The organism is Streptomyces sp. NPDC033966, from assembly GCF_055575955.1.
In genome coordinates, this window is the sequence record NZ_JBVIRQ010000020.1 from 1 (window position 1) to 21,709 (window position 21,709).

The window sequence follows — 21,709 nt, forward strand, 5'->3', positions numbered from 1 at the left end:
CGCTTCTCGTCCCAGCCCACGACCGGGGTGCCGGCCCGGGTCGGGGACTCGTCGCGGCGCAGACCCGTCGCCCACGCGGCGTACCCGGTCAGCCCCTCTTCCAGGGGCTTGACCTTCCGCAGCGCGCAGCACAGGTCCGGATCCCGGTCGTGCAGCTTCGGCCCGTACGCGGCGTCCTGCTCGGCCACCGACTGACGCGGAGTCAGCGTGATGACGTTGACGTCCATCACCGCCCCGACGGCGTCACGGGTGCCGATGGTCTCCTCGAAGTGGTACCCGGTGTCCAGGAACACCACGTCCACCCCCGGGGCGACCCGCGAGGCCAGGTGGGCGACGACCGCGTCCTCCATCGAGGACGTCACGCAGAACTTCTTCCCGAAGGTCTCGGCGGCCCACCGCAGGATGTCCGGGGCGGAGGCGCCCTCCAGGTCCCGGCCCGCCCGTTCGGCGAGTTCTTTCGCATTTCGATGCACGTGAGTCGTCGTCATCCGGCGGCTCCTTCTAATGGGGAACGCGGCGACCGGGCAGGATTTTTCTGAGCCGAGATTAGCAATGTCGGCACATAAAGCACTGACGGTGCGCTGATCGCGGGCAATTTCACCGAGAACCGGCCATCCCACGCCCCCCATCAGGCATTACGTGCAGTTGAGGGGGTTTGCGGGGTTCCTCCTGGCGCAATGTCAGGGTGCGGTAAGTCTCCTATCAGCGGACCGCCAGCGCCCTTGTGCCACAGTGACCTGAAAATCGCTTGGTAATTCCCGTCGACCGGCCGGTCCGCCTTTTTCCGGCCGATACCCCGGAGAGGGCACGCGGAGAAATGAGCCTGAAGGGTCTGCAAGGTCTGCAAGGTCTGCGCCGAGGAAGGCTGATACGCCGCCTCGCGCTCTGTCTGTCGGCGGTGGGACTCACCGCCTCCATGCTCACCGCGGCGGGCCCCGCCGCCGCCGGTACGCCGGAGACCTGGACCTCCAGCTTCCAGGGCGGCGACGGCGTCACGTACACGGCGACCAACCACCTGGTGGACGCCTCGCGCGGGCCCGGCCGGCAGTGGATGCTCGTCTGGTCCGGGCCGGCGAAGCAGCCGGCGCCCGACTTCCTCACCGTCATCGACGCCACCCCGGGCTCCCCCACGTACGGGAAGGTCGCCAACACGGTCACCGTCGGCCCGAACAACGGCAACGAGCCGCACCACATGCAGTACGTGTGGCACAAGGGCGACCGGATCTACGCCGGCGGCATCATGAGCGACACGACGTTCGTCTTCGACGCGAAGGCCCTGCCCGCGCTGACGATCGCCGGGGTCAACACCACCGCCGACACCCCCTGCGGGACCCTGCCCGACGCCTACCAGGTGCTGAGCGACGGCACCGCGTACGGGACGTACATGGGCGGCCCCAACGTGACCGGCCCCTGCACCTACACCAACGGCGAGGTGCGCGTCGGCAACGGCGCGGCGGGCTCGCCCGGCGAGATCGTCCGGATCGGCAGGGACGGGAAGACCATCGCGGAGATCCCGGCCGCCACCGCGGCGGGCGAGGACCCCGCCCAGTGCGGCAACGTCCCCGCGCTGCCGGCCGCGACCTGCGCCAACCCGCACGGCATCGCGGTCCGCGAGGACCTGAACGTGATGGTGGCGAGCGACTTCGCCGAGGCCCGCAACTTCATGACGCCCGACTCGGCGCTGAAGGAGAACCTGGCCCGCCAGACGGTCCGCGTCTTCGACATCACCGACCGCGACGACCCGAAGCTGAAGTCGGTGTCGAAGGTCGCCGACGGTCCGCGCGGCGCGCAGGAGCAGCGGGCCTTCTTCCGCGAGTCGCGCGTGGTCATGGAGACCGCGCTGACCAACCGGCCCGGCAACAAGGGCGCGTTCGTGTCGTCGATGGCCGGCGGGGCGATCTTCTACACGCCGGACATCACCGCCCCCGACCCGCAGTGGAAGGAGGTCTTCGACGACACCACCGCCTACCGGTCCTTCCAGCGCGACAAGGAGGTCACCGGCAGCGGGGACAACGGCAGCTGGCTGGCCGTCAGCCCCGACGACCGCTTCCTCTTCCACACGGTGATGGGCCAGTCCGTGCCGTACGGCAAGTCGCTCGACGCCACCACGGGCATGATCTACGTCCTGGACATCCAGAAGCTCCTCGCGGCCGGCACCGGCGCGAAGTGCTCGGTCGACGAGCTCGCCGAGGCGAGCCGGGGCGGGCGCGAGCGGGACTGCCCGGAGCTGGTGAGCACCGTCCCGATCCGCGACGTCAGCTCGGGCGGCCCGCACTGGGGCGCCATGGACAACTTCCGGCGCGGCGCGGACGGCGTCTACCGGGAGACCACGCAGGTGAGCCGGATCGCGGTCGCCAACTACTTCGTCGCCGGGTCCTTCGGCGGCGGCGGTGACCACCGGGTGTGCGTGTTCGACCTCGACCGGCGCGGCCGGGTGACCCTCGACCGGTCCTTCCGGGACGAGAACACCGGCAAGCCGTGCGTCGGCTTCAACCGGGCGTCGTGGCCGCACGGCGACTTCGGCGACGCGCAGCCGCACGGCGTCCTGTTCGTGGTCAGCGACAGCGCCGTCCGACGGTGAACGCGGTCCTGCCGGCGGCGGTCGTCCTGACCGCCGCCCTGGCGGTGGGCGTACTGCTGCTGCTCCGCACGCGGCTGCTCGCCCGCCGCACCACCGCCACGGCGTACTTCGCCGCGGCGGTGGCGTGCGCGGCCCTCGTCGCCGCCCTCGCCCCCTCGGACGGCGGTGCGGGTGCGCGGGTGTCGGCCGGACCGCTGCTGGGCTCGCTGGGCCTGGGCGGCGAGCAGGTGCCGGTGCTGGTGGTGCCGAACCGGCCGGGGCCCAACCTGGTGGGCGTCGCCGCCGCCGACGCCTCGGCCGGAACGGACCGGGAGCGGCTCGCGCGGGGCGGGCGGCGTCCCGGGTCGACGCTGACGTGGATCCCGGTGGAACTGCCGGCCGGGCCCGGGCAGGTGTGGGTGTCGGCCGGCGGGAACTCTGCGCCGCTGGCGGTGGACACGGGCCGCGCGGGCGGGAAGCCGGCGCCGGCCGGGCTGCGCGGCGCCGACGGCGCGGAGTGTGCGAGCGCCGCCGCCGGGGCGGTGCTGGGCGGCAGCGCCGAGGCGCCCTCCGGCTGCCCGTCCGACGCCCTGACGGAGGCGGACGCCGCCGCGCTGCGGGACACCGTCGGGTTCCTCGCCGGGCGCGGGGCGCGCTCGCTGGCGCTGGCCGAGGACGACTCGCCGCGCGGGCGGGCCGCGGCCGCCGAGGTGCGTGCCGCCGCGGCCCGGGCGGGGATCTCCGTGGGGGCGCCGGACGCCTCCGCCCGCCGGCCGCTGGTGGTCACCTCCGGCTGGTCGGGCGCGGACACCGCCGTACGCGACGTCGAAGCGGGCCGCACCGTCGCCGAGGGCACGTACCTGGCGCCCTGGCTGCTGACCGCGCCGCTGCTCTCGCCGAGCGCGGGCCAGCTGATCCCGCTGCGCTACGCCCCGAACAGCCCGGCCGCCGTGGAGTACGCGGCGGCGCTCGGCGCCCGCCTGCCCGGCGAGGTGCCCACCGCCGCCGGGTACGAGGCCTGGCGCACCGCCCGCGGTGCGGCGGGCCCGGCGCCCGCGAAGCTGTACGCCGCCGCCGTGCTGTACGTACCCGGCAGCGGAGGCCCGTCGGCGGCAGGCGGCCACCACCACACCGCATCCGCGAGCTGGCTCCCCAGCGGCATGATCGTCCCGGTCTCGCCCCTGGGCACCACCTGACAAGGAGCAGGACAATGACGGAAACAGTCGCCGCGCCGCCGGTCCGGACCGCCAGAACCGCGCGCCCCGCCGCCGCCAAGCGCCCCGAGGGCCAGTGGGCGCTGGGCGAGCGGGAACCGCTCAACTCCAACGAGGAGTTCAAGGCGGTCGAGGACCCCCTCCTCGTCCGGGAGCGCATCGAGCGGATCTACTCCAAGACGGGCTTCGCATCGATCGACCCCGACGACCTGCGCGGCCGGATGCGCTGGTGGGGCCTGTACACCCAGCGCAAGCCCGGCATCGACGGCGGGAAGACGGGCTCGCTCGCCCCGGAGGAGCTCGAGGACGAGCACTTCATGATGCGGGTGCGCAGCGACGGCGGCACCCTGGACGCCGCCCAGCTGCGGGCCATCGCCGACATCTCGATGCGCTTCGCCCGCAACACCGCCGACGTCACCGACCGGCAGAACATCCAGCTGCACTGGGTGCGGATCGAGGACGTCCCGGCGATCTGGCGGCGGCTGGAGGAGGTCGGCCTGTCGACGACGGAGGCCTGCGGGGACTGCCCGCGCGTCATCGTGGGCAGCCCGGTGGCGGGGGTGGGCGCGGACGAGGTGCTGGACGCGACCCCGGCCGTGCGGGAGATCGCCGCCCGTTACATCGGTGACCCCTCCCTCTCCAACCTGCCGCGCAAGTACAAGTCGGCGGTGTCCTGGCTGCCGGACGTCCCGTACGAGATCAACGACCTGGCCTTCCTGGGCGCGGTCCACCCCGAGCACGGCCCGGGATTCGGCATGTGGGTGGGCGGCGGCCTGTCGACGGTCCCGATCCTCGCCCAACACGTAGGCGTGTGGGTCCCTCTCCAGGACGTCCCGGACGTGTGGGTGGCGGTGGCCCGCCTCTTCCGCGACTACGGCTACCGGCGTCTGCGCGGCCGTGCCCGCCTGAAGTTCCTGGTCGCCGACTGGGGCGTGGAGAAGTTCCGCCGGGTCCTGGAGGAGGAGTACCTGGGCCGCCCCCTCCTCGACGGCCCGGCCCCCTCGCTCCCCCCGGCCCCGATCGACCACATCGGCGTACACCGCCAGCGGGACGGCCTGTCGTACGTCGGGGCCGCACCGGTGGCGGGCCGTCTCTCGGGCACGAAGCTCGCCGCCCTGGCCGACCTGGCCGAATCCCACGGCAGCGGCCGGGTCCGCCTGACCCCGTACCAGAAGCTCCTCGTCCTGGACGTGGCGGACCCGAAACCCCTGATCACGGACCTCGCCGAAATCGGCCTCCAGGCCCGCCCCTCCCCCTGGCGCCGCAACACGATGGCGTGCACGGGCATCGAGTACTGCAAGCTGGCGATAGTGGAGACAAAAGACCGCGCGGCGACCCTCATCACAGAACTGGAAAAACGCCTGGCCGGCGAGGAGGCAGCCCTGACCGTCAACGTGAACGGCTGCCCCAACTCCTGCGCCCGCACCCAGGTCGCGGACATCGGCCTCAAGGGCCAGCTGGTCCCGGACGAGCACGGCCGCCAGGTAGAAGGCTTCCAGGTCCACCTGGGCGGCACCCTGTCCCTCTCCGCGGACCAGGAGGGCGGCTTCGGCAAAAAGCTCCGCGGCCTCAAAACCACCGCGGCGGACCTCCCGGACTACGTGGAACGCCTCACCCGCACCTACCTCTCGGACCGCACGGACCCGTCGGAGTCCTTCACGGCCTGGGTATCGCGCTGCGACGAATCCGCCCTCCAGTAAGGGACCGGCGTGCCGGGCGAATCCAGCCAGGGCGTATGAGACCCTCGCCGCTGACGGTCATCCCGTACCTCGCCACCGGTAGCGTGCGCGACATGTCGTGGGATGCGAGTGGTCGTCCGCATCGGCTGGCGGAGCGTCGGTCCGGCGTGACCGAGTTGGAGCCGGACCGGTTGCCGGAGGTGCGGGAGTTGGGGGAACGGGGCTGGTCGCCGGCACCGGACGCTCCGATGTGGGTGTTCCTGCCCTACGTGTGGCCCCCGGGCGCGCGCACCTGGGTGCCCGACCGGTCGACGCGCTGGCAGATCGACACCACCCTGGACGCGGCGGGCCGGGTGCTGGACGTCGTCTGCCGCCCGGTATCCGAGGCCGAGCGGGAGAGGCAGGAGAGGGATGCCGCCGAGGACCTGGCCCGCGTCGGGATCCCACCACGCCCGGCGGGCCGGCTGTGGCTGCTGCACCCGGTGGGCGGGTTCGAGCGTGTGGACGACGTACTCGAGCACCTGTGCGCCGAGGGCGAGGCCCGCGGGGTTCCCCCGGGCCTGTCCGCTGCGTTCGCGGAGCTCTGTGCGGACGAGCTGCACGTCCTTGTGGAAAGGGCCGATCAGCCGTCCGGTTGACGCGGCGAGGCTCGCTCCGGCCGGGCCAGAGCTTCCGAGTCCACCTGGGCGGCAGCCTTTCCCTGGCCCGGCAAGACTCCGCGGTCTCAAGACCACCGCGGCGGACCACCATGACTACGTGGAACGCCTCACCCGCGCCTACCTGTCGGCACCGCGGGGATCGCGGCCAGGAGTGCCTCGGCCCTCACGGCGGCTCCCTACTTCGACGGCGGCGGCGGAACGGGCCGCCCGGGCTGGCTTCCGTCGTCTCCGATCGGACTGCGGTGCTTGCCCATGAACTCTCCCTTCATCTGGTCGCTCATCAGGCGGGCTGGACGTTCCCGACGGCCGTGGTGAACTCGCGCCCGGACGCGCCCCGGATGTACGCGAGCTCCATCCACCGCTCGATCCCGGTGTCGGAGACGTTCTCGTTGACCACGGCCATCAGCTCACCCTCCACTCCGGACGCGATGTCGCGTACCCGACGGCGCAGAAGCCGGTGCGGCACGTACTCGTACTGCTCACTCATCCGGCGCCTCCCAGCGCATCCCGAGCAGGAAGTGCTCCCACCCGACGTGGGCCCGCGCGAGCAGGTCCCCACTGGGCAAGGACAGCGAGGCAATGCGGGTCCCGGTTCCGTCGGGGGTGTCCAGGCTCAGCACATCGCGCGGAAGTGGACTGGTCAAAGGGGCTCCCAACCGTCGTCTGACGAGAGGTGGCCGCGAAGCATCCTCGCCTCGCGTGACTGTGACCAGTGAACGGCCGACAACCCGGGTGGAACAGGAAGGGCTCTCTGCCTCCGCCCGACCGGGGACCGGAAGACTTTGTCTGCCCTTTACGGACGTTCTTGTCGGCCGTGTGAGGCCGGGGCTACGTTCGGCGGCATGGCCGGGAACGCCGTATTACGGGCACGAATGGCTGACCTGGGGCTCACCCAAGAGGAGTTGGCAGGTCAGATGAACGCCGCACTGCTGGAGATCACCGGCCGGTTCGGTGACGTCTCCGCCCGGACGGTGCGGAACCTGCTCAGTGGTGCCACCCGGCGGCCGATCGGGCGGACACGTGCGGCACTTGAGAAGGTGTTCGGCTGCCCGAGCACGGAACTAGGGTTCGTACCGGCTGCCGCCACCAGACCTCCGGAGGACCCTGTGCTCCGCCGCTCCTTCCTCACCGCCACGGCCGGCGCACTCGCCACGTCCGTTCCGGGGACCACGAACGGCCGGTCCGTTGGCATGTCGGACGTGATCCGCCTGCGGGACGGGATGGCGGCACTGACGGCTCTCGACCAGTCCCGTGGAGGGCACGTGGCACTGGAGGGTGCCGCCCTCACCCGGGCGTCCGAAGCGGTCCGGCTACAACGGAACGCCGTGTCGCAGACCGTGCGCCAGCGCCTTCTGTCGGTGGCCGCGCACTACACGTCGACGGCCGCATGGTCATGCGTCGACGCCAGGCAGTTCGACCGGGCCCGCGTCCACCTGAACGAGGCCCTGCGTCTGGCGGGCATGGCCCAGGACTCCGTGGCCCAGCTGCGGGTCTGGAACTCGACCGCGATGCTCGCGCACCAGCGGCACGAGTACGGCGAAGGCATCGCCGCCTCGCAGGCCGCCCAGTCCACCGCGGCGGCGAGGCGCGACCCCCTGCTGTCGTCCCTCGCCCACGCCCGAACGGCGATCGGGCACGCCTCCCGCGGGGACCGCAATCCGGCCCTGTACTCCCTGGGCCACGCGGAGGCCTCCCTCGCGAAGGCAGACCCGGCCGCCCCTCGGGCCCCGTGGATCGGTTTCTACGGGCCGGCCGAGCTCGCGGCACTCACCGCGATCGTGCACGAGCTGCTCGGCAAGCACGCGCATGCCGAGGCAGCCTCTCACCGAGCCCTCGCCTCCCTGCCCCAGGAGCTGCGGCGGAACCGGTCGATGACCATCGCCCGGCTCGGCACCGCCCAACTCCACCAGGGCGAGGTGGAACAGGCATGTGCGACGACGAGCACCATCTTCGAGCTGATGGCCGGTGACCCGCTCCCCGGCCGTCTCCGCACGATGATCGGGGACTTCCACCGGGCCTTGTTCACGGTTGCCGCCTCCGCGCAGGTGGCCCGGGAATGGGCGGACCGCTACCGCACCGAATGGAGCACTGGGTGACCATCGACCTGAAGCGCTACGGCCACGACGATCTCGGCGACATCCGCCAGGTCCTGCTGGACGTGCACGAGGACGCGTACGCGGATCGCCGGCACGAGGAGTTCGTACAACGCTTCCCCTGGTTCGTGGACCACTGGGGCGGGAATCCCGGCTTCTCCTGCGTGATCGCCTGGGAGGGGCCCGTGGCGGTCGGCTTCTCCTACGGCGCGCCCGCCGCCCCGGGCCGGGAGTGGTGGCAAGGCCACCTCGACACCTCACCAGAACAGGTCTCCACGTTCTCCGTCTCGGAGCTGATGGTGCGCCTGAAGTGGCGGAAAACCGGGCTGGGCCCGCGCCTGCACGACGCACTCCTCGCAGGCCGGCCAGAGGCGCTGGCGGTACTCACCGTGGACACGAAGCGACCGCGTCTCCAGGCGATGTACGAAGCGTGGGGCTACCGGAAGATCGGGGAGAACCAGCCGTTCGCGGATTCGCCGGTGTACGCGGTGATGCTGAACAGGCTTTGACCGGCCGATGACAGCACGGACGCCCGAGGCCGTGAGCCGCATCGAGGAGTCACGACGATGGACCTGAAGTGGTACACGCACACCGACGCGCCGGACGTCCGCTCCTTGCTCCTGGACATCCACGGCGAGGTGTACGCGAACGATCCCGACCCGTTCCACTCCCGCGAGCGGTTCTCCTACTTCGTCGACCTGTGGTCGGGGCGCGAGGACTGGACGTGCGTCTCAGGCTGGGAAGACGGCGGGCCGGTCGGATACGCGTACGGATCGAAATTCAAGCCGGGCGGCTGGTGGAAGGGAGCGCACCAACCCAAGGGCGTACGCGGCCGGATCTTCGCCCTGTCCGAGCTGATGGTGACACCCCCGTGGCAGGGGACCGGCCGCGCACAGAGGATCCATGACGCCCTGCTTCAGTCGCTGGACGTGGACTTCGCGACGCTCCTCGTGGACTCCTCCCACTTGAAGGTGCAGGCTCTGTACGAGGGCTGGGGTTACGAGAAGCGGGACGAAGCCAAGCCCTCGGACGACTCGCCCGTCTACGCGGTCATGGTCCGGGATCTATAGCCTCTGGCTGGAGAAGGGCCGGCGCCGAGGCGCCTTGAGAAGAGGGGGCTTGAACATGGCTGAGGCTCTGTCGGCGGAGCAGGTCGAGCAGCGAATCAAGGACCTGAACGGCTGGTCCACGGACGGCCGGAGGATCGCGCGCTCGTACTCGGTCCCGCACATCCAGGGCGCGGCGTTCATCGTCCACATCGCGGCCATCCAGAACGACCTCGGGCACCACTCGGACGCGACGCTCGGCTACAAGACCGTTCAGGTCTCGATCAGCTCGAGCGACCTCGGCGGGTACGTTGCCGAACACGACATCGAGCTCGCACGCCGCATCGAGGCAGCGGCACCGGCGCACGGCGCGATCTGAACGAACAGGAGGGGCATCACATGACGACCCGGCTACGTCGGTTCACCGACGTGGAGCAGGCTCACGGTCCGCTCATCGAGGCGTACAGCGAGGTCCGCGCACCGCTGCTGCACCTGCCGAACTACGCGGTGTCGACCGTGTCGGACCGTCTGGAGCGCTACGGCCGTACGCCGGGCTTCGCGGCGGTGCTCGCCTTCGACGCCGAGGACCGGCCGGTCGGGTACGCCTACGGCAACACCGTGGAGGCCGGGGACCTCTGGTGGAAGCGGATCGGCGACCTGGACGAGGAGTACACCCGTGCGCCGACCCTGGCGCTCAGAGAGATCGGCGTGACGGTTCCCCACCAGGGGACGGGACTGGCCCGGCGGATCCATGACGAGCTGCTGGCCGGCCGCGAGGACCGGTACGCATCGCTCATGGTCAATCCGGCCGCCGGAGACGGAAAGGTCCAGCGGGTCTACGAGTCCTGGGGCTACGAGGCGATCGGCCCCGTCCAGCCCGCCCCTGACTCCCCCGTGCTCACGGCGATGGTCCGACCGCTGATGATGCGCCTGACGCGCGAATGACCGGCCCAAGACGGCCGCCAGACGCCGAGATGCGAGGAGCGCGTAGCGATCTGGTGCGCCTGGGTGCTCCCCAGGTCGCTCTGATCAACCTCTCGTGCGCATGGTCGCGCCCCCAGCCCGGAATCTCGACGTGAGGGCCCGGATGCCCGGCCGGCCGGCCCCCGGCCCCTCGCCGCATCGCTGAGAGCCCCGCCCCTCCCCCTCCTGCCCCGTGACCGTCCTTTTGGGGGCTTCCCGGCAGTCCTTGTCTTTCCGGGGCGGGACGGCGTGTCAAGGGTGGCCGAAGGCCATCGCGAAGCGACGCGACCGAAGGGAGCGCCCTTGACAGGCCGGCCCGAACCGGAAGGACGATGGGACTGACGGGAAACCCCCGAACCAGCTGCGAGACCGCCCCGCCAGGACCCCGCCCCCACCCCACCGGCCCGCAGACAAGGGGGCGGGTGGGCAACTACCGCCCGACCCGACCCCGGTACCTCGAGGGGGAGATGGCGGGCCCGCTCAGCCAGCCGCCACCTCCCCCGCCACGGCCTCCAGGATCACCTCCACACTCCGGTCGACGTCCTCCGTCGTCGTCCGCCAGTTGACCACCGAGACGCGCATCGCCGCCCGCCCCTCCCACAGCGTGCCGCCGAACCAGCATTCGCCGCTGCGCTGGATGCGGGCGATGACCCGGCGGGTCGTCTCGTCGTCGTCGCCGAAGCGGACCAGGAGCTGGTTGAGGACCACGTCGTTGAGGAGTTCCACCCCCGGAACCCCGCCAAGACGCTCCGCGAACCGGCTCACGTGCGCGCAGCAGCGTTCCACCAGGTCGGCGACGCCGCTGCGGCCCAGGGAGCGCAGCGCCGCCCACACCGGGAGGCTGCGGGCGCGGCGGGAGAAGTCCGGGACCCATTCGATGGCGTCGCGTTCACCATCGGTCCCCGGCGGGAGGTAGCCGGCGCGTTCGTTGAGCATGGCCGCGCGGTGGGCTTCGGGGTGGGCGATGACGACGATGCCGCAGTCGTAGGGGACGTTGAGCCACTTGTGGGCGTCCAGTGCCCAGGAGTCGGCCCGTTCGACGCCCTCGACGAGCGGGCGGAGCTTGGGACTGGCCGCGGCCCACAGGCCGAAGGCGCCGTCCACGTGGACCCAGGCCCCGTGCCGGTGGGCGATGTCGCAGATCTCCCCGACGGGGTCGATGGCGCCGGAGTTGACGTCGCCGATCTGGGCGCAGACGATCACCGGCCCGTCGATCCCCGCGAGGGTGGCCTCCAGTTCCGCGGGGATCATGCGGCCCTTGTCGTCGACGGGCACGTTGCGGATGCGCGCGGTGCCGAAGCCGAGGTAGCGGGCGGCGAGGTCGATGGTCATGTGGTGCTGGGCGCCGGCGACGATGGCCACGTCGGGCGCGCCGCCCAGGCCTTCGCGTTCCACGTCCCATCCGGCTTCCGCGAGGAGCTTGTGGCGGGCGGCCGCGAGCGAGGTCAGGTGGGCCATGGTGCAGCCGGTGGGGAAGCCCACGGAGGCGTGGGCGGGCAGGCCCAGCAGCTCCAGGACCCACTGCGCCGCGACGTCCTCGGCCACGGCGATGGCCGGGGAGAGGTTGTACAGGCTGGCGGTCTGGTCGTAGGCGGCGACCAGCCAGTCGGTGGCGATCGCCACGGGGAGCGTGCCGCCGGTGACGTAGCCGAAGTAGCGGGGCCCGTTGGCCGTGGGGATGCCGCCCTCGGCCACCGCGCGGCCGAGGACCTCGATGGTCTCGGTGGCCTCGGCCGGGCCGTCCGGCAGCGGGCCACCGAACATTTTCAGCAATTGTTCCGAGCCGGCAGTGGCACCCACCGGCCGATCGGCGAGACCCGCCAGATATTCGATGGCCTGCTGATAGGCCAATGCGAGAGGCGCACTGTCTGCTGTGGTCATAGTACGAAGCTAGGCGGCTGGCACTGACGTGCGACTGACTCAAATGGCCGGAACTCCCAAAGTCTTGGACAGGAAGCCGTTGGACTGTATTACTTTCTCCTGTGGCCCTGGCCGCCGCCCCGGGCGACCGGCCGCCATCCATGCCGAGTCATGAGACATGAGACCTGAGACATGAGGAGTCCCGATGTCCGATGAGCAGACGCGCAAGGTTATCGAACAGTTCAACCAGGCATTCCAGCTGCACGACCCCGGCCTGCTGAAGGACATCCTCGCCCCGAACTGCCGGCTGGAGAACTCCGGGCCCGCCCCGGACGGCACGAAGCACGTCGGCTACGACGAATGTCTCCAGTTCTGGACCTCGATCGCGGGCAACGAGCACATGACCTTCGAGGTCGAGGACGTCTGGACGGCCGGCGAGCGCGCCGTCTGCCGCTGGACGCTGCGCTGGGGCAGCGGGGCGCGGGACTTCGTGCGCGGGGTGAACGTGCACCGCCTGGAGAACGGTCTCCTCGCCGAGAGCTTCGGGTACGTCAAGGGATAACCAAACCCAAGAGCGAAGAGGGGCCCGGCCGGAATTCCGGCCGGGCCCTTTCCCGCGCGCCCTTCCCGCGCGCCCTTCCCGCGCCCTCTTCCCGCGCGTGCGGCCCGCGCGTGCCGCCCGGCGTCAGTCGGCGAGCTGGGAGACGATCATCACGCAGTCCTCCAGGGCCTTGGTGGCGTGCCCCTTGCCCTTCGTGTCCTCGACCAGCTGGGTGTTGCCGGGCACGAACGTGCGCCAGGTGCCGTCGCTGACCCCGCACTCCATCTTGCCGCTGACCAGCGTCATGATCTGGCGGCGCGGGGCCGGGTGGAAGTCGCCGAACCAGCCGGCCGGGATGTAGAGGTAGACGGCCTGCTTGGCCGGCACGCCCTCGGAGACGAAGAGCGAGGGCGCGGGCGGGGCGAAATTGAGGGCCGTCACCTCCAGCGTCTCGTCTATGAAATGCGATTCGCCGTTCTCGTCGTTGTAGAGACGGGAAACGGCGATTTTGGCGGTCTCGGCGCTCACGGGAACTCCCCTGCTACCTGGTGACGTGAAGTGAAGTGAAGTGAAGTAGTTCGATCGACCGCCTTTCACTATCCCAGCCGACGCTGATGCGGCCCTGACCGATTGCCCACCCCGGGCGGAATTACGGTCTCAGAAATTCATCAGCATCGTGTCAGCCGGACCGTGCCAAGCTGATGGCAGAGAAAGGCCGTTGGAGAGGTACCCAAAGCGGCCGAATGGGGTCCGGCCCTTCGCCGGACGGGCTCTGCCCACGCAGGTTCGAATCCTGCCCTCTCCGCAGGTGCTCATCCCAGGCACGCGCATCCCGATACGACGACGAGGGATGCGCGTGCTTTGGCATGAGGGGCCGCCCGTACGCGCGGGTCCGCGCGGCGGAGACGTATGTCCTTCCTCTTCCCTCTTCTCAACCCCGCGCGACCCCGAACACGGCGTCGTCTTCCCGAGGGACCCCGAGAGACATGGAGACGCAGTTGCCCACCAGCGACCACCCCAACATGCCCGCGATCCGCAGGACCGACGCCGCCGCGCTCGTCGAGGAGGTCTCGTCCTGGCTGGCCGTGGACGCCGACGAGATCGACGCCAAGTTCTCGGGCGAACGCTCCCGCATCGTCGAGGCCGTCACCGACATGAACGCCGCCGCCGTCGCCGGCCCCGGCCCCGGCCGCGAGGACGCCCACTACCACCAGCAGCTCCTCCTGTCCCGCATCTACCAGACGGTGATGCAGATACCCGACCGCCCCAGCGCCGAGGGCTCGGTGCTGCTGCACGAGGTCACCCGGCTGCTGGAGAACGCCACCCTCCAGGCCGAGGACGCCCACCTGGAGCCCGGGCTCCTGGAGTCGGCGCCCGCCGATCCCAAGCAGTTCCTGTCCTGGCTCAAGGGCATCGTCCGCAAGCACCGCGCCTTCAAGCACCCGTACTACACCGACTTCATCAACCGCGAGGCGCGCAGCGAGGACCTGCGCACGTACGTCATCCAGGAGTCGCTGATCGACGGCCGCTTCGACGACTTCCTCGCGATGATGCAGATCGGCACGGTCGGCGCCAGCAAGATGGAGATCGCCGGCAACTACTGGGACGAGATGGGCAACGGCGACCCGGAGGCCGTGCACACCCACCTCTTCAACAAGATCTACGAGGTCTTCGACGTCCGCGCCGAGGACCTGGAAGCCGCCATGACCACCACCGACCTGCACTCGGGGAACCTCGCGGTGCTGCTGTGCCGCTACCGGCACCTGTACCCGGAGGCGGTCGGGTTCCTCGGGATGACCGAGTGGCTGGCGCCCGACCGGTTCCGCAACGTCGTACGGGCCTGGGAGCGCCTGGGCCTGCCGGAGGTCGGGATCACCTACCACCGGCTGCACATCACCATCGACTCCCAGCACGCGGCGGGCTGGTTCCACAACGTGGTCATCCCGACCGCCGACTCCGCCTACATGCGCCGGGGCATCGCCCGCGGCGCGCTGTGGCGCGCCAACTCCTCCGCCCGCCACCTCGACGAGCGCCTGGAGCTGGCGCGGCCCGGCGCCGAGGGCGGCGCGCTCGCGGAGCGCACCCCGGTCGCCGCGGGCTGAGCCGCCGTGTCACTGCGGGAGCACGGCTTCGCGCTCGTCGGGCTGGACCCGGTCCCCGGGGAGGTCACGGCCGGTTTCGCCGAGCCCGTGTACCGGGTCGTGCGGCTGCGGATGTCCTGGACGGCGGACGACGACTGGCTGTTCCTGCCCGTCCCCTCGTACGAGGTGCCGTACGACGTCCCGTACGACGGGGCGGACCGGCGGCTGGAGGCGGGGATGGCGGCGCTGCTGCGGCGGGCCCTGGGCGGGCCGTGGCTGGACGTCCACTCGGACTGGCTGATCGAGCTGCACCGGGTCCGGACCGTGGCGCCGGCCGGGACCACGGTCCCGGTGCGGCTGCCCGGGCCGCCGGGGGCGGGCGGCGGCGGGTTCGGGCTGGTGGCGGTGGTCGGGCGGGCCGGGGCCGGGTCGGGCCGGGCGCGGCTGTTCGGCGCCGGCCGGACCGCGCCCCTGCTGGAGGCGGCCCCGGTCCCGGGGCAGGCTCTGCTGTTCGACCGGCGTACGGTCACGCGCGAGCGCCACGAGCTGGCGGCGGGCCCGGCCGGGCCGGTGGTGCAGGACCTGCTGGTCGCCCACGTGTCCCGGCCGGCCGGACCCGAGCCGGCCCTGCGCAGGCGTCCGATGCTGGTCCGCGGCCCGGCCGGCACCCTGATCAGCACCCGCCCGGCACTGCGCTGACACCGCCGGGGCCCCCGAGGGGGCGGTGGGGAGCACCTCTCCCCACCGCCCCCTCCTCCGTGCGCGCGGAAGGGCCCCGCCGGCCGTGCCGGCGGGGCCCGTGCGAGGACGGCTACGCCTGTGCCGCGCGCAGCAGTTCGTCCAGGCGGGCGAGGTCCGCGTCGCAGAGGCGGGCGGCCTCCAGGTCGTCGGGGGCGGCCGCGCAGGCCTGGAAGCTTTCCACGACCAGCAGGCCCTGGGTCTCGATCTCGTCGGACGGCATGGCGTACGACCTCCCTCTCAGACCGCGTTGCAGGCGCGGAAGACGTGGACCAGCGCGGGCAGGCTCGCGCCGTGCTGGAAGGCGATGTACTCCGGCAGTACGGCGGAGGGCGCCCATTTCTGCTTGTACTCCAGCTGCGTGCGCGCCGGGTAGATGTGCGCGCCGTGCTCCCAGAGGTGCTCCATGAACCAGTGGAAGCCGAGGCTGTGGCCGGGGAACTGCGGGGCCGTCAGCGAGGTGAAGGGGGTGAAGCCGAAGTGCAGCCAGCGGGTGCCCTCGGCCGTGAACACGTCGATCGCGGCCTTGTTGAGGGCCTCCATCACCCCGGGCGGGGAGTCCGGCTGCCGGCGGCTCAGGTCGTGCATCCAGCCGGCCTGCGGGCCGTAGACGGGGGCGTACGAGACGTAGCCGATCAGTTCGCCGTCGCGGACGGCGGCGAAGAGGCGGCGCAGGTGCTGGTAGCGGCCGCCGGTCTGGCCGACGAGGAACTCCAGGGGCTTGGCGCCCTCGCCCTTGGTGGAGAGCCAGGCGGTGTCGAGTGCCGCGATCCGGTCGGCGAAGTCCTCGTACTCGACCTCCTTGATCTCCAGGCCGCTGCGCAGGGCGCGGGAGATCTTGTTGCGCAGCTGCATGAACCTGGTGCCGGCCAGGGTGAAGGTCTCCAGGTCGACGGCGTACGAGGCGCCCATCTGGTTCACCGTGAAGCCCTGGTCGACGTAGACGTCGGCGTCCGCGCCCTGGAGCTGTACGGACACGATCTCGCGGCCCTGCGCGGCGGCGAAGGCGGTGAAGCCCGCCAGCAGCCGGGCCCGGGGGCCGTCGGGACCGGCGGGGGCGAAGGGGGCGAACGGGCCGCCGAACTGGACCAGGTAGCGGCCGACGGGGCGGTAGACGATCACCCCGGGGACGCCGGGGAGCCGGAAATGGCTGTTCCCGTCACTGAAGGCGAAATACGCGCTGGGATTTCCCGCGTCCGCGTACTGCCGGATGGCGTCGAGCGCGACATCCTTATCCAGAACCGTTCCGGTCATTTCAGATCCATTCTCGCGCCGACAACTTCCTCACTTATGGCACGCGGGGCCGAGCACCACAAGACCCGACCGGCCTTCCGGTCAGCCCTCGGTCAGCGATGGGTCAGCTGAAAGCGCTGGTCAGATGGGCGTCAGGCCTCAGTCAGATAGCGGGTGAAAGACTTCTCACCGCATATTGACTTTCGGATCACGGGGAATCCCCGCCGGTCCGGAACGAAATTCCGAGACAGCCCGAGGAGAACACGGCGATGCGTTCCCTGACGACAGCGCGCGGGGTCTGCGAGCAATTCCACGCAGGCCTTCTCGACGCACTCGAAGAGCTGCCGCTCATGGCCCGGGAGGGCACGGACAGCCCGGTGCTGGAGCTGTACCGCGAGCACGGCGGTCCCGGGCTGCTCGTACCGGCCGCGTACGGCGGCGCGGCCGCCTCCGCGCTCCAGGCGGTGCGGGTGCAGCGGGCGGTCGCCGCGGCCTCGCCCTCGCTGGGCGTGGCCACGGTGATGCACCACTTCACGGTGGCGATGCTGTTCCGGCTGGCGGAGGTCGCGGACCGGCTCACCCCGGCCCAGCTGAAGCTGATGTCGGCGGTGGCCTCCGACGGGCTGCTGCTGGCGTCCGGCTGGGCGGAGGGCCGTACCGACCAGAACATCCTGGCGCCGGCGGTGGTGGCCGACCGCGCCCCGGGCGGCGGCTACCTGGTCAACGGGTCGAAGAAGCCGTGCAGCCTGTCGCGTTCGATGGACGTGCTGACGGCGAGCGTGATGGTGGCGCACGACGACGGGCGCTCCTCGCTGGCGCTGATGCTGATCCCCGCCTCCTCCCCCGGGATCGAGACCCGGCCGTTCTGGGCCACGCCGGTCCTCGCGGCATCGCAGAGCGACGAGGTCCGGCTGACCGACGTGGAGGTGCCGCAGGACCTGGTCATCCACAGCACGCCCGAGGACGCCGAACGGCTCGACGACCTCCAGACGGCCGGGTTCACCTGGTTCGAGCTGCTGGCCACCTCCTCGTACGTGGGGGCCGCGTCCGCGCTGGTCGCCCAGGTGCTGGACGGCGGCCGCGGCAGCGCCCCGGAGCGCGCGCAGCTCGCGGTGGGGCTGGAGGCGGCGGTGGCGCTGGTGGAGGGCGCGGCCCGGTCCCTGGAGGACGGCACGGAGGGCGACGAGGCGGTCGCGGCGGTGCTCACCGCCCGCTACGCGGTGCAGGACCTGCTGGCGCGGACCGTCGACCAGGCCGTGGAGATGCTCGGCGGGATGGCCTTCATCCGCTCCGCCGACGTGGCGTACCTGTCCTCGGCGGTGCGCGCCCTGGCCTTCCACCCGCCGTCGCGCGCGAGCGTCGCCGCGGAGCTGGCCGGCTGGTTCGCCGGCGGTCCGCTGCGGCTGTCCTGACCCCCCACAGCACCACGCAGCCAGGCCCGTCGGAAGGACGCCCCTCATGGACATCAAGAACCCGGTGGAGTCACCGGTCACCTTCAACCTGCACCGCCTGGAGTACCTGGTCGCGTTCGCCGTGACGATCGGGTTCATCCTGTGGCACTTCACGGACATCAACTGGTTCGCGGCGATCGGCCTGTTCCTGTACATCGACCTGCTCGGCTACATCCCGGGCGCGATCGCCTACCGGCGCAGCGAGGACGGCCGGATCCACAAGGCGTACTACGTGCTCTACAACTCGATGCACAGCCTGCTCAGCGTGGCCGCCGTGGGCCTGCTGTGGATGTGGCTGATCGGGCCGGAGTGGGCGCTGCTGGCGCTGCCCTTCCACGTGTTCGGCGACCGGGGCGTCTTCGGGAACTTCCTGAAGCCGTTCGGGCTGCCCTTCGAGCCGGAGGACACGCCGCTGGTGCACCAGCTGACGGCCATGCTGAAGCGCCGCTCGGCGACCGGGGGCCCGGTCCCGCTGCCGTACGAGGACCACCCCGCGACGATCGCCGCCACCGCCGCGGCCCCGGCCGTCGGGGCGCACCGGTGAGCCGCTACCCGGCCTGGCTGACGGACCGCAGCCCCTCGGTGGCCGCCGAGGGGTACGAGGACCCGGACGCGGCCCGGCTGGCGCTGCGCCGGCTGGCGTCGAGCGTGACGGTGCTGACCGTCAGCCGTGACGGCGTCCGGCACGGCACCACCGCCAGCGCCGTGGTCACCCTGTCGCGGGACCCGCTGGTCCTCGGCGCGTGCCTGCGGCCCACCTCCACCTTCGCGGGGATGGTCCGCCGGGCGGGCCGCTTCTCGGTGAACGTGCTCGGCTCGGCGCAGCAGGACGTGGCCCGCCGCTTCGCCAACCCCTCCCGCCCGCTCGGCGACGCCCAGTTCGAGGGCTTCGACTGGACCACCGACCCGCTCACCGGCGCCCCGCTGATCGGCGGGAGCCTGGCCCACATGGCGTGCCGGGTGCTGGGCTGGCACCAGGTCGGGGACCACGACATGCTCCTCGCCGAGGTCACGGGCGGCTCGCACACCGTCGACTCCCCGATGCTCAGCTTCGCCGGCCGCATGCACAGCGCCTGCGTCACCCCCGCCGCTTCCGTCTCCGTTCCCGCTTCCCCCAGTGAGGTTGCGTCATGACCACCCTTCCGCAGATCCCCGTAGAGGCCGACTGGGACCGCGCGCCCAACCTGCTCGACGGGGCGCAGGAGATGACCCTGACCGCCGAGGAGTGCGATCTGGGCTACTGGCTGTCGGCCGTCGCGCAGGGGACCCTGCGCGGGCGGGCGGAGGCCGGGCACGACGCCGGGACGCCGGCGCACATGAAGGAGGACGGGCCGCTGCGGCAGGCGCTCGTGCTGGAGCTGGGCAACCGGTCGCTGGCCGAGTCCCGGGCGGTGGACGTGCTGTCCCACTACGTGATCGGCGCACCGGGGGTGGTGGAGCAGGAGTTCTTCACCACCCAGGTGGTCGACGAGGCCCGGCACGCGATGATCTTCCGCAAGCACCTGGTGGACCTGGGGGTGCCCGCGGCGGGGCTGCTGGGGTTCATCAAGGAGCAGGGCGCCGACTACACCCGCCGGGTGCTGAACCCGATCGCCGAGTTCGCCACGGGCGTGGTGCGTGACGAGGGCGACTTCATCGGCGCGGTCGCGGTGTTCACCATCGTCATCGAGGGGGTGCTGGCGCCCGCCGCCGAGCTCAGCGAGCGCAAGTGGACCCTGCTGGACCCGGCCGCCGCGGAGATCGCGCGCGGCGCGTCCATCGACGAGATCCGGCACCTGACCGTGGGCAGCTCGATCGTCCGCGAGCACCTGGCGCGCAACCCCTCGTACCGGCCGCGGCTGATCGAGCTGATCCGGCGCGGCCGGCGGCTGTGGGACGAGCTGCCGTCGGAGGAGTTCGTGCTGGAGCGCGAGGAGCTGTTCCAGCAGGGCATGTTCGCGCACGCCGAACTGCTGAAGGACTACGAGGTGTTCCCCGGCTGCCGGCTGCTGGAGACCACGCCCAAGCAGCGCTACGACCTCGCCGAGCAGTGGACCGACGACATGGCCGAGGTGCGGCTGCCGTACATGGGTGTCCCGGAGGCCGTCGACATCATCCGCAACCACCCGAGGTGATCCGGTGACCTCCACGATCCCCGTCAGAGGGGACGCACGGACCCCCGCCTCCGCCGCGCCCGGGCTCCGGCGGACGCTGACGACCCCCCGGATCGTCTTCCTGGTGGTCGCGGCGGCGGCCCCGATGTCCGGGGTGGTCGGCTCGGTGCCCCTCGCCTACGCCATCGGCAACGGCGCGGGGGTGCCCGCGACCTTCGCCCTGGCCGGGCTGATCCTGCTGTGCTTCTCCGTCGGGTACGCGGCGATGAGCCGGCACGTGGTCGGCGCGGGCGGCTTCTACACGTACGTCGGGCAGGGGCTCGGGCGGCCGCCGGCCGTCGCGGCCGGGCTGACGGCCGTCCTCGCGTACACGGCGGCCGTCGCCGGGGTGGCGGGGGCCTTCGGGTACTTCGCCGAACTGGTCTCCGCCGCCCACGGGCTGCCGGTGCCGTGGCCGGTGTGGACGGGCGGGGCGCTCGCCCTGACGGCGGTGATGGGCTACCGGCGGATCGACCTGAGCGCCCGGCTGCTGGCGGTGCTGATGGTCGCCGAGGTGGCGGTGCTGGGCCTGCTGGCGCTGGCCATCGGGGTGCGGCACGGGACGGACACCCTGCCCGCGGCCGCGTTCCGGCCGGAGACGGTACTGGCCCCGGGGCTCGGGGTGGCGCTGATGTTCGCGCTGATCTCGTACGTGGGCTTCGAGGCGGCCGCGCTGTACGGCGAGGAGAGCCGCGACCCGAAGCGGAGCGTGCCCGTCGCCACGTACGCCTCCGTCGTGCTGATCACCGTCTTCTTCGCGCTGATGAGCTGGGCGGCGGTCGGGGCGGTCGGCGCGGACCGGGTGGCGGACACCGCCGGCAGGGAGCTGGGCGACCTGTTCTTCCACCTGTCGGACGACTACCTGGGCACCTTCGCGACGGGCGTGATGCAGGTGCTGCTGTGCACCAGCCTGTTCGGGGCGCTGCTCGGGCTGCACACCGCCGCGAACCGGTACCTGTTCGTCCTGGGCCGGGAGCGGGTGCTGCCGGGCCCGCTGGCCCGGGTGCACCCCCGGCACGGCTCCCCGCACCGGGCGAGCGTGGTGCTGTCGGTGGCCACGGCCGCCGTGTGCGCCGTGTTCGCGCTGGCGGGGGCGCATCCGTACACCAATCTGGCCACCACGATGCTGGCGCTGGGCACGGTCGGGATCGTCGCCCTCCAGGCCGCGGTGGCCGTGGCGGTGCTGGTCTTCTTCCGCCGGCACCCCGGGGCGCACTGGTGGCGGACCCGGCTGGCTCCCGTACTGGCCCTGGCCGGGCTGGTGGGGGCGCTCTGGCTGCTGCTGGACAACTTCGCGCTGGTCACCGGGAGCACCTCGCCCTGGGTGAACCGGATCCCGTGGCTGATGGCGGCCGCCGCCCTGGGCGGGCTCGGCCGCGCCCGGCGGCTGCGGGCCCGCCGGCCGGACCGGTACCGGGCCATCGCCACCGCGCACGTCACCGACGAGGACTGAGGAGAC

The 21,709-nt window shown here is 71.8% G+C and carries 24 protein-coding genes and 1 tRNA gene; 18 read left to right on the top strand and 7 right to left on the bottom strand.

Annotated features, from left to right (window positions below):
* Positions 1 to 488 (bottom strand): phosphoadenosine phosphosulfate reductase domain-containing protein (locus ACZ518_RS35640; RefSeq protein WP_469117187.1); only part of this gene is annotated, 488 nt, incomplete at its 3' end.
* Positions 489 to 817: 329 nt separating this feature from the next.
* Between ACZ518_RS35640 and ACZ518_RS35645 the strand changes: the two genes are divergently transcribed.
* From ACZ518_RS35645 to ACZ518_RS35660, 4 genes are all read left to right on the top strand, one after another.
* Entirely contained in the window at positions 818 to 2,581 is a 1,764-nt protein-coding gene (locus ACZ518_RS35645; RefSeq protein WP_469117188.1) for a hypothetical protein, read from the top strand.
* A complete protein-coding gene (locus ACZ518_RS35650; protein ID WP_469117189.1) occupies positions 2,578 to 3,756 on the top strand; it encodes a hypothetical protein in 1,179 nt (392 codons plus the stop codon). The genes ACZ518_RS35645 and ACZ518_RS35650 overlap by 4 nt, the downstream gene beginning before the upstream one ends.
* A gap of 14 nt (positions 3,757 to 3,770) precedes the next feature.
* Entirely contained in the window at positions 3,771 to 5,474 is a 1,704-nt protein-coding gene (locus ACZ518_RS35655) for a nitrite/sulfite reductase (protein ID WP_469117190.1), read from the top strand.
* A gap of 92 nt (positions 5,475 to 5,566) precedes the next feature.
* Positions 5,567 to 6,091: a DUF5956 family protein gene (locus ACZ518_RS35660; protein ID WP_469117267.1), complete on the top strand. Its 525-nt coding sequence runs from the start codon at positions 5,567 to 5,569 to the stop codon at positions 6,089 to 6,091.
* Positions 6,092 to 6,392: 301 nt separating this feature from the next.
* Here the strand turns inward: ACZ518_RS35660 and ACZ518_RS35665 are convergent, their stop codons facing one another.
* Both ACZ518_RS35665 and ACZ518_RS35670 read right to left on the bottom strand, forming a co-directional pair.
* On the bottom strand, positions 6,393 to 6,599 hold the full coding sequence (locus tag ACZ518_RS35665) for a hypothetical protein (protein WP_469117191.1): 207 nt from the start codon (positions 6,597 to 6,599) through the stop codon (positions 6,393 to 6,395).
* Entirely contained in the window at positions 6,592 to 6,756 is a 165-nt protein-coding gene (locus ACZ518_RS35670; protein ID WP_469117192.1) for a hypothetical protein, read from the bottom strand. Before ACZ518_RS35670 ends, ACZ518_RS35665 begins: the two co-directional genes overlap by 8 nt.
* A gap of 270 nt (positions 6,757 to 7,026) precedes the next feature.
* Here ACZ518_RS35670 and ACZ518_RS35675 point away from each other — a divergent pair, with 270 nt between their 5' ends.
* Genes ACZ518_RS35675 through ACZ518_RS35695 form a run of 5 tightly spaced genes read left to right on the top strand, consistent with a single transcriptional unit; the run spans position 7,027 to position 10,196 of the window.
* A complete protein-coding gene (locus ACZ518_RS35675; protein WP_469117193.1) occupies positions 7,027 to 8,208 on the top strand; it encodes a hypothetical protein in 1,182 nt (393 codons plus the stop codon).
* Positions 8,205 to 8,714 carry a GNAT family N-acetyltransferase gene (locus ACZ518_RS35680; protein ID WP_469117194.1) on the top strand — a complete coding sequence of 170 codons (510 nt, stop codon included), beginning with the start codon at positions 8,205 to 8,207 and terminating at the stop codon, positions 8,712 to 8,714. Before ACZ518_RS35675 ends, ACZ518_RS35680 begins: the two co-directional genes overlap by 4 nt.
* A gap of 57 nt (positions 8,715 to 8,771) precedes the next feature.
* Positions 8,772 to 9,275 (top strand): GNAT family N-acetyltransferase, encoded by a 504-nt coding sequence (locus tag ACZ518_RS35685; RefSeq protein ID WP_469117195.1) that lies wholly within the window; start codon positions 8,772 to 8,774, stop codon positions 9,273 to 9,275.
* 55 nt (positions 9,276 to 9,330) lie between these two features.
* Positions 9,331 to 9,630 carry a 4a-hydroxytetrahydrobiopterin dehydratase gene (locus tag ACZ518_RS35690; protein ID WP_469117196.1) on the top strand — a complete coding sequence of 100 codons (300 nt, stop codon included), beginning with the start codon at positions 9,331 to 9,333 and terminating at the stop codon, positions 9,628 to 9,630.
* Positions 9,631 to 9,650: 20 nt separating this feature from the next.
* A complete protein-coding gene (locus ACZ518_RS35695) occupies positions 9,651 to 10,196 on the top strand; it encodes an N-acetyltransferase (protein WP_469117197.1) in 546 nt (181 codons plus the stop codon).
* Positions 10,197 to 10,694: 498 nt separating this feature from the next.
* On the opposite strand, the gene ACZ518_RS35700 is transcribed toward ACZ518_RS35695, so the two are convergent.
* A complete protein-coding gene (locus tag ACZ518_RS35700) occupies positions 10,695 to 11,978 on the bottom strand; it encodes a pyridoxal phosphate-dependent decarboxylase family protein (RefSeq protein WP_469117198.1) in 1,284 nt (427 codons plus the stop codon).
* Between the two features lie 301 nt (positions 11,979 to 12,279).
* Here ACZ518_RS35700 and ACZ518_RS35705 point away from each other — a divergent pair, with 301 nt between their 5' ends.
* Positions 12,280 to 12,636, top strand: a complete 357-nt coding sequence (locus ACZ518_RS35705; protein WP_469117199.1) for a nuclear transport factor 2 family protein — start codon at positions 12,280 to 12,282, stop codon at positions 12,634 to 12,636.
* Positions 12,637 to 12,759: 123 nt separating this feature from the next.
* Here ACZ518_RS35705 and ACZ518_RS35710 read toward each other — a convergent pair whose 3' ends face one another.
* The gene (locus ACZ518_RS35710) at positions 12,760 to 13,143 is read right to left on the bottom strand and encodes a cupin domain-containing protein (protein WP_362054412.1); all 384 of its coding nucleotides are present in this window, start codon (positions 13,141 to 13,143) and stop codon (positions 12,760 to 12,762) included.
* Between the two features lie 192 nt (positions 13,144 to 13,335).
* Between ACZ518_RS35710 and ACZ518_RS35715 the strand changes: the two genes are divergently transcribed.
* The 3 genes from ACZ518_RS35715 (at position 13,336) to ACZ518_RS35725 (ending at position 15,395) form a co-directional block, all read left to right on the top strand.
* Positions 13,336 to 13,420: transfer RNA gene (locus ACZ518_RS35715), tRNA-Lys, on the top strand.
* Positions 13,421 to 13,601: 181 nt separating this feature from the next.
* On the top strand, positions 13,602 to 14,717 hold the full coding sequence (locus ACZ518_RS35720) for an iron-containing redox enzyme family protein (protein ID WP_469117200.1): 1,116 nt from the start codon (positions 13,602 to 13,604) through the stop codon (positions 14,715 to 14,717).
* Between the two features lie 6 nt (positions 14,718 to 14,723).
* Positions 14,724 to 15,395, top strand: a complete 672-nt coding sequence (locus ACZ518_RS35725; RefSeq protein WP_469117201.1) for a hypothetical protein — start codon at positions 14,724 to 14,726, stop codon at positions 15,393 to 15,395.
* A gap of 112 nt (positions 15,396 to 15,507) precedes the next feature.
* Here ACZ518_RS35725 and ACZ518_RS35730 read toward each other — a convergent pair whose 3' ends face one another.
* Positions 15,508 to 15,657 carry a hypothetical protein gene (locus ACZ518_RS35730; RefSeq protein WP_469117202.1) on the bottom strand — a complete coding sequence of 50 codons (150 nt, stop codon included), beginning with the start codon at positions 15,655 to 15,657 and terminating at the stop codon, positions 15,508 to 15,510.
* Between the two features lie 17 nt (positions 15,658 to 15,674).
* Positions 15,675 to 16,688 carry a bifunctional lysylphosphatidylglycerol flippase/synthetase MprF gene (locus ACZ518_RS35735; protein ID WP_469117203.1) on the bottom strand — a complete coding sequence of 338 codons (1,014 nt, stop codon included), beginning with the start codon at positions 16,686 to 16,688 and terminating at the stop codon, positions 15,675 to 15,677.
* A gap of 248 nt (positions 16,689 to 16,936) precedes the next feature.
* Here ACZ518_RS35735 and ACZ518_RS35740 point away from each other — a divergent pair, with 248 nt between their 5' ends.
* Genes ACZ518_RS35740 through ACZ518_RS35760 form a run of 5 tightly spaced genes read left to right on the top strand, consistent with a single transcriptional unit; the run spans position 16,937 to position 21,703 of the window.
* The gene (locus ACZ518_RS35740) at positions 16,937 to 18,079 is read left to right on the top strand and encodes an acyl-CoA dehydrogenase family protein (protein ID WP_469117204.1); all 1,143 of its coding nucleotides are present in this window, start codon (positions 16,937 to 16,939) and stop codon (positions 18,077 to 18,079) included.
* Between the two features lie 46 nt (positions 18,080 to 18,125).
* Positions 18,126 to 18,662 (top strand): hypothetical protein, encoded by a 537-nt coding sequence (locus tag ACZ518_RS35745; protein WP_469117205.1) that lies wholly within the window; start codon positions 18,126 to 18,128, stop codon positions 18,660 to 18,662.
* Entirely contained in the window at positions 18,659 to 19,252 is a 594-nt protein-coding gene (locus ACZ518_RS35750; RefSeq protein WP_469117206.1) for a flavin reductase family protein, read from the top strand. The genes ACZ518_RS35745 and ACZ518_RS35750 overlap by 4 nt, the downstream gene beginning before the upstream one ends.
* Entirely contained in the window at positions 19,249 to 20,232 is a 984-nt protein-coding gene (locus tag ACZ518_RS35755) for a ferritin family protein (RefSeq protein WP_469117207.1), read from the top strand. Before ACZ518_RS35750 ends, ACZ518_RS35755 begins: the two co-directional genes overlap by 4 nt.
* 4 nt (positions 20,233 to 20,236) lie before the next feature.
* Entirely contained in the window at positions 20,237 to 21,703 is a 1,467-nt protein-coding gene (locus tag ACZ518_RS35760) for an APC family permease (protein WP_469117208.1), read from the top strand.
* Positions 21,704 to 21,709: the final 6 nt, after the last annotated feature.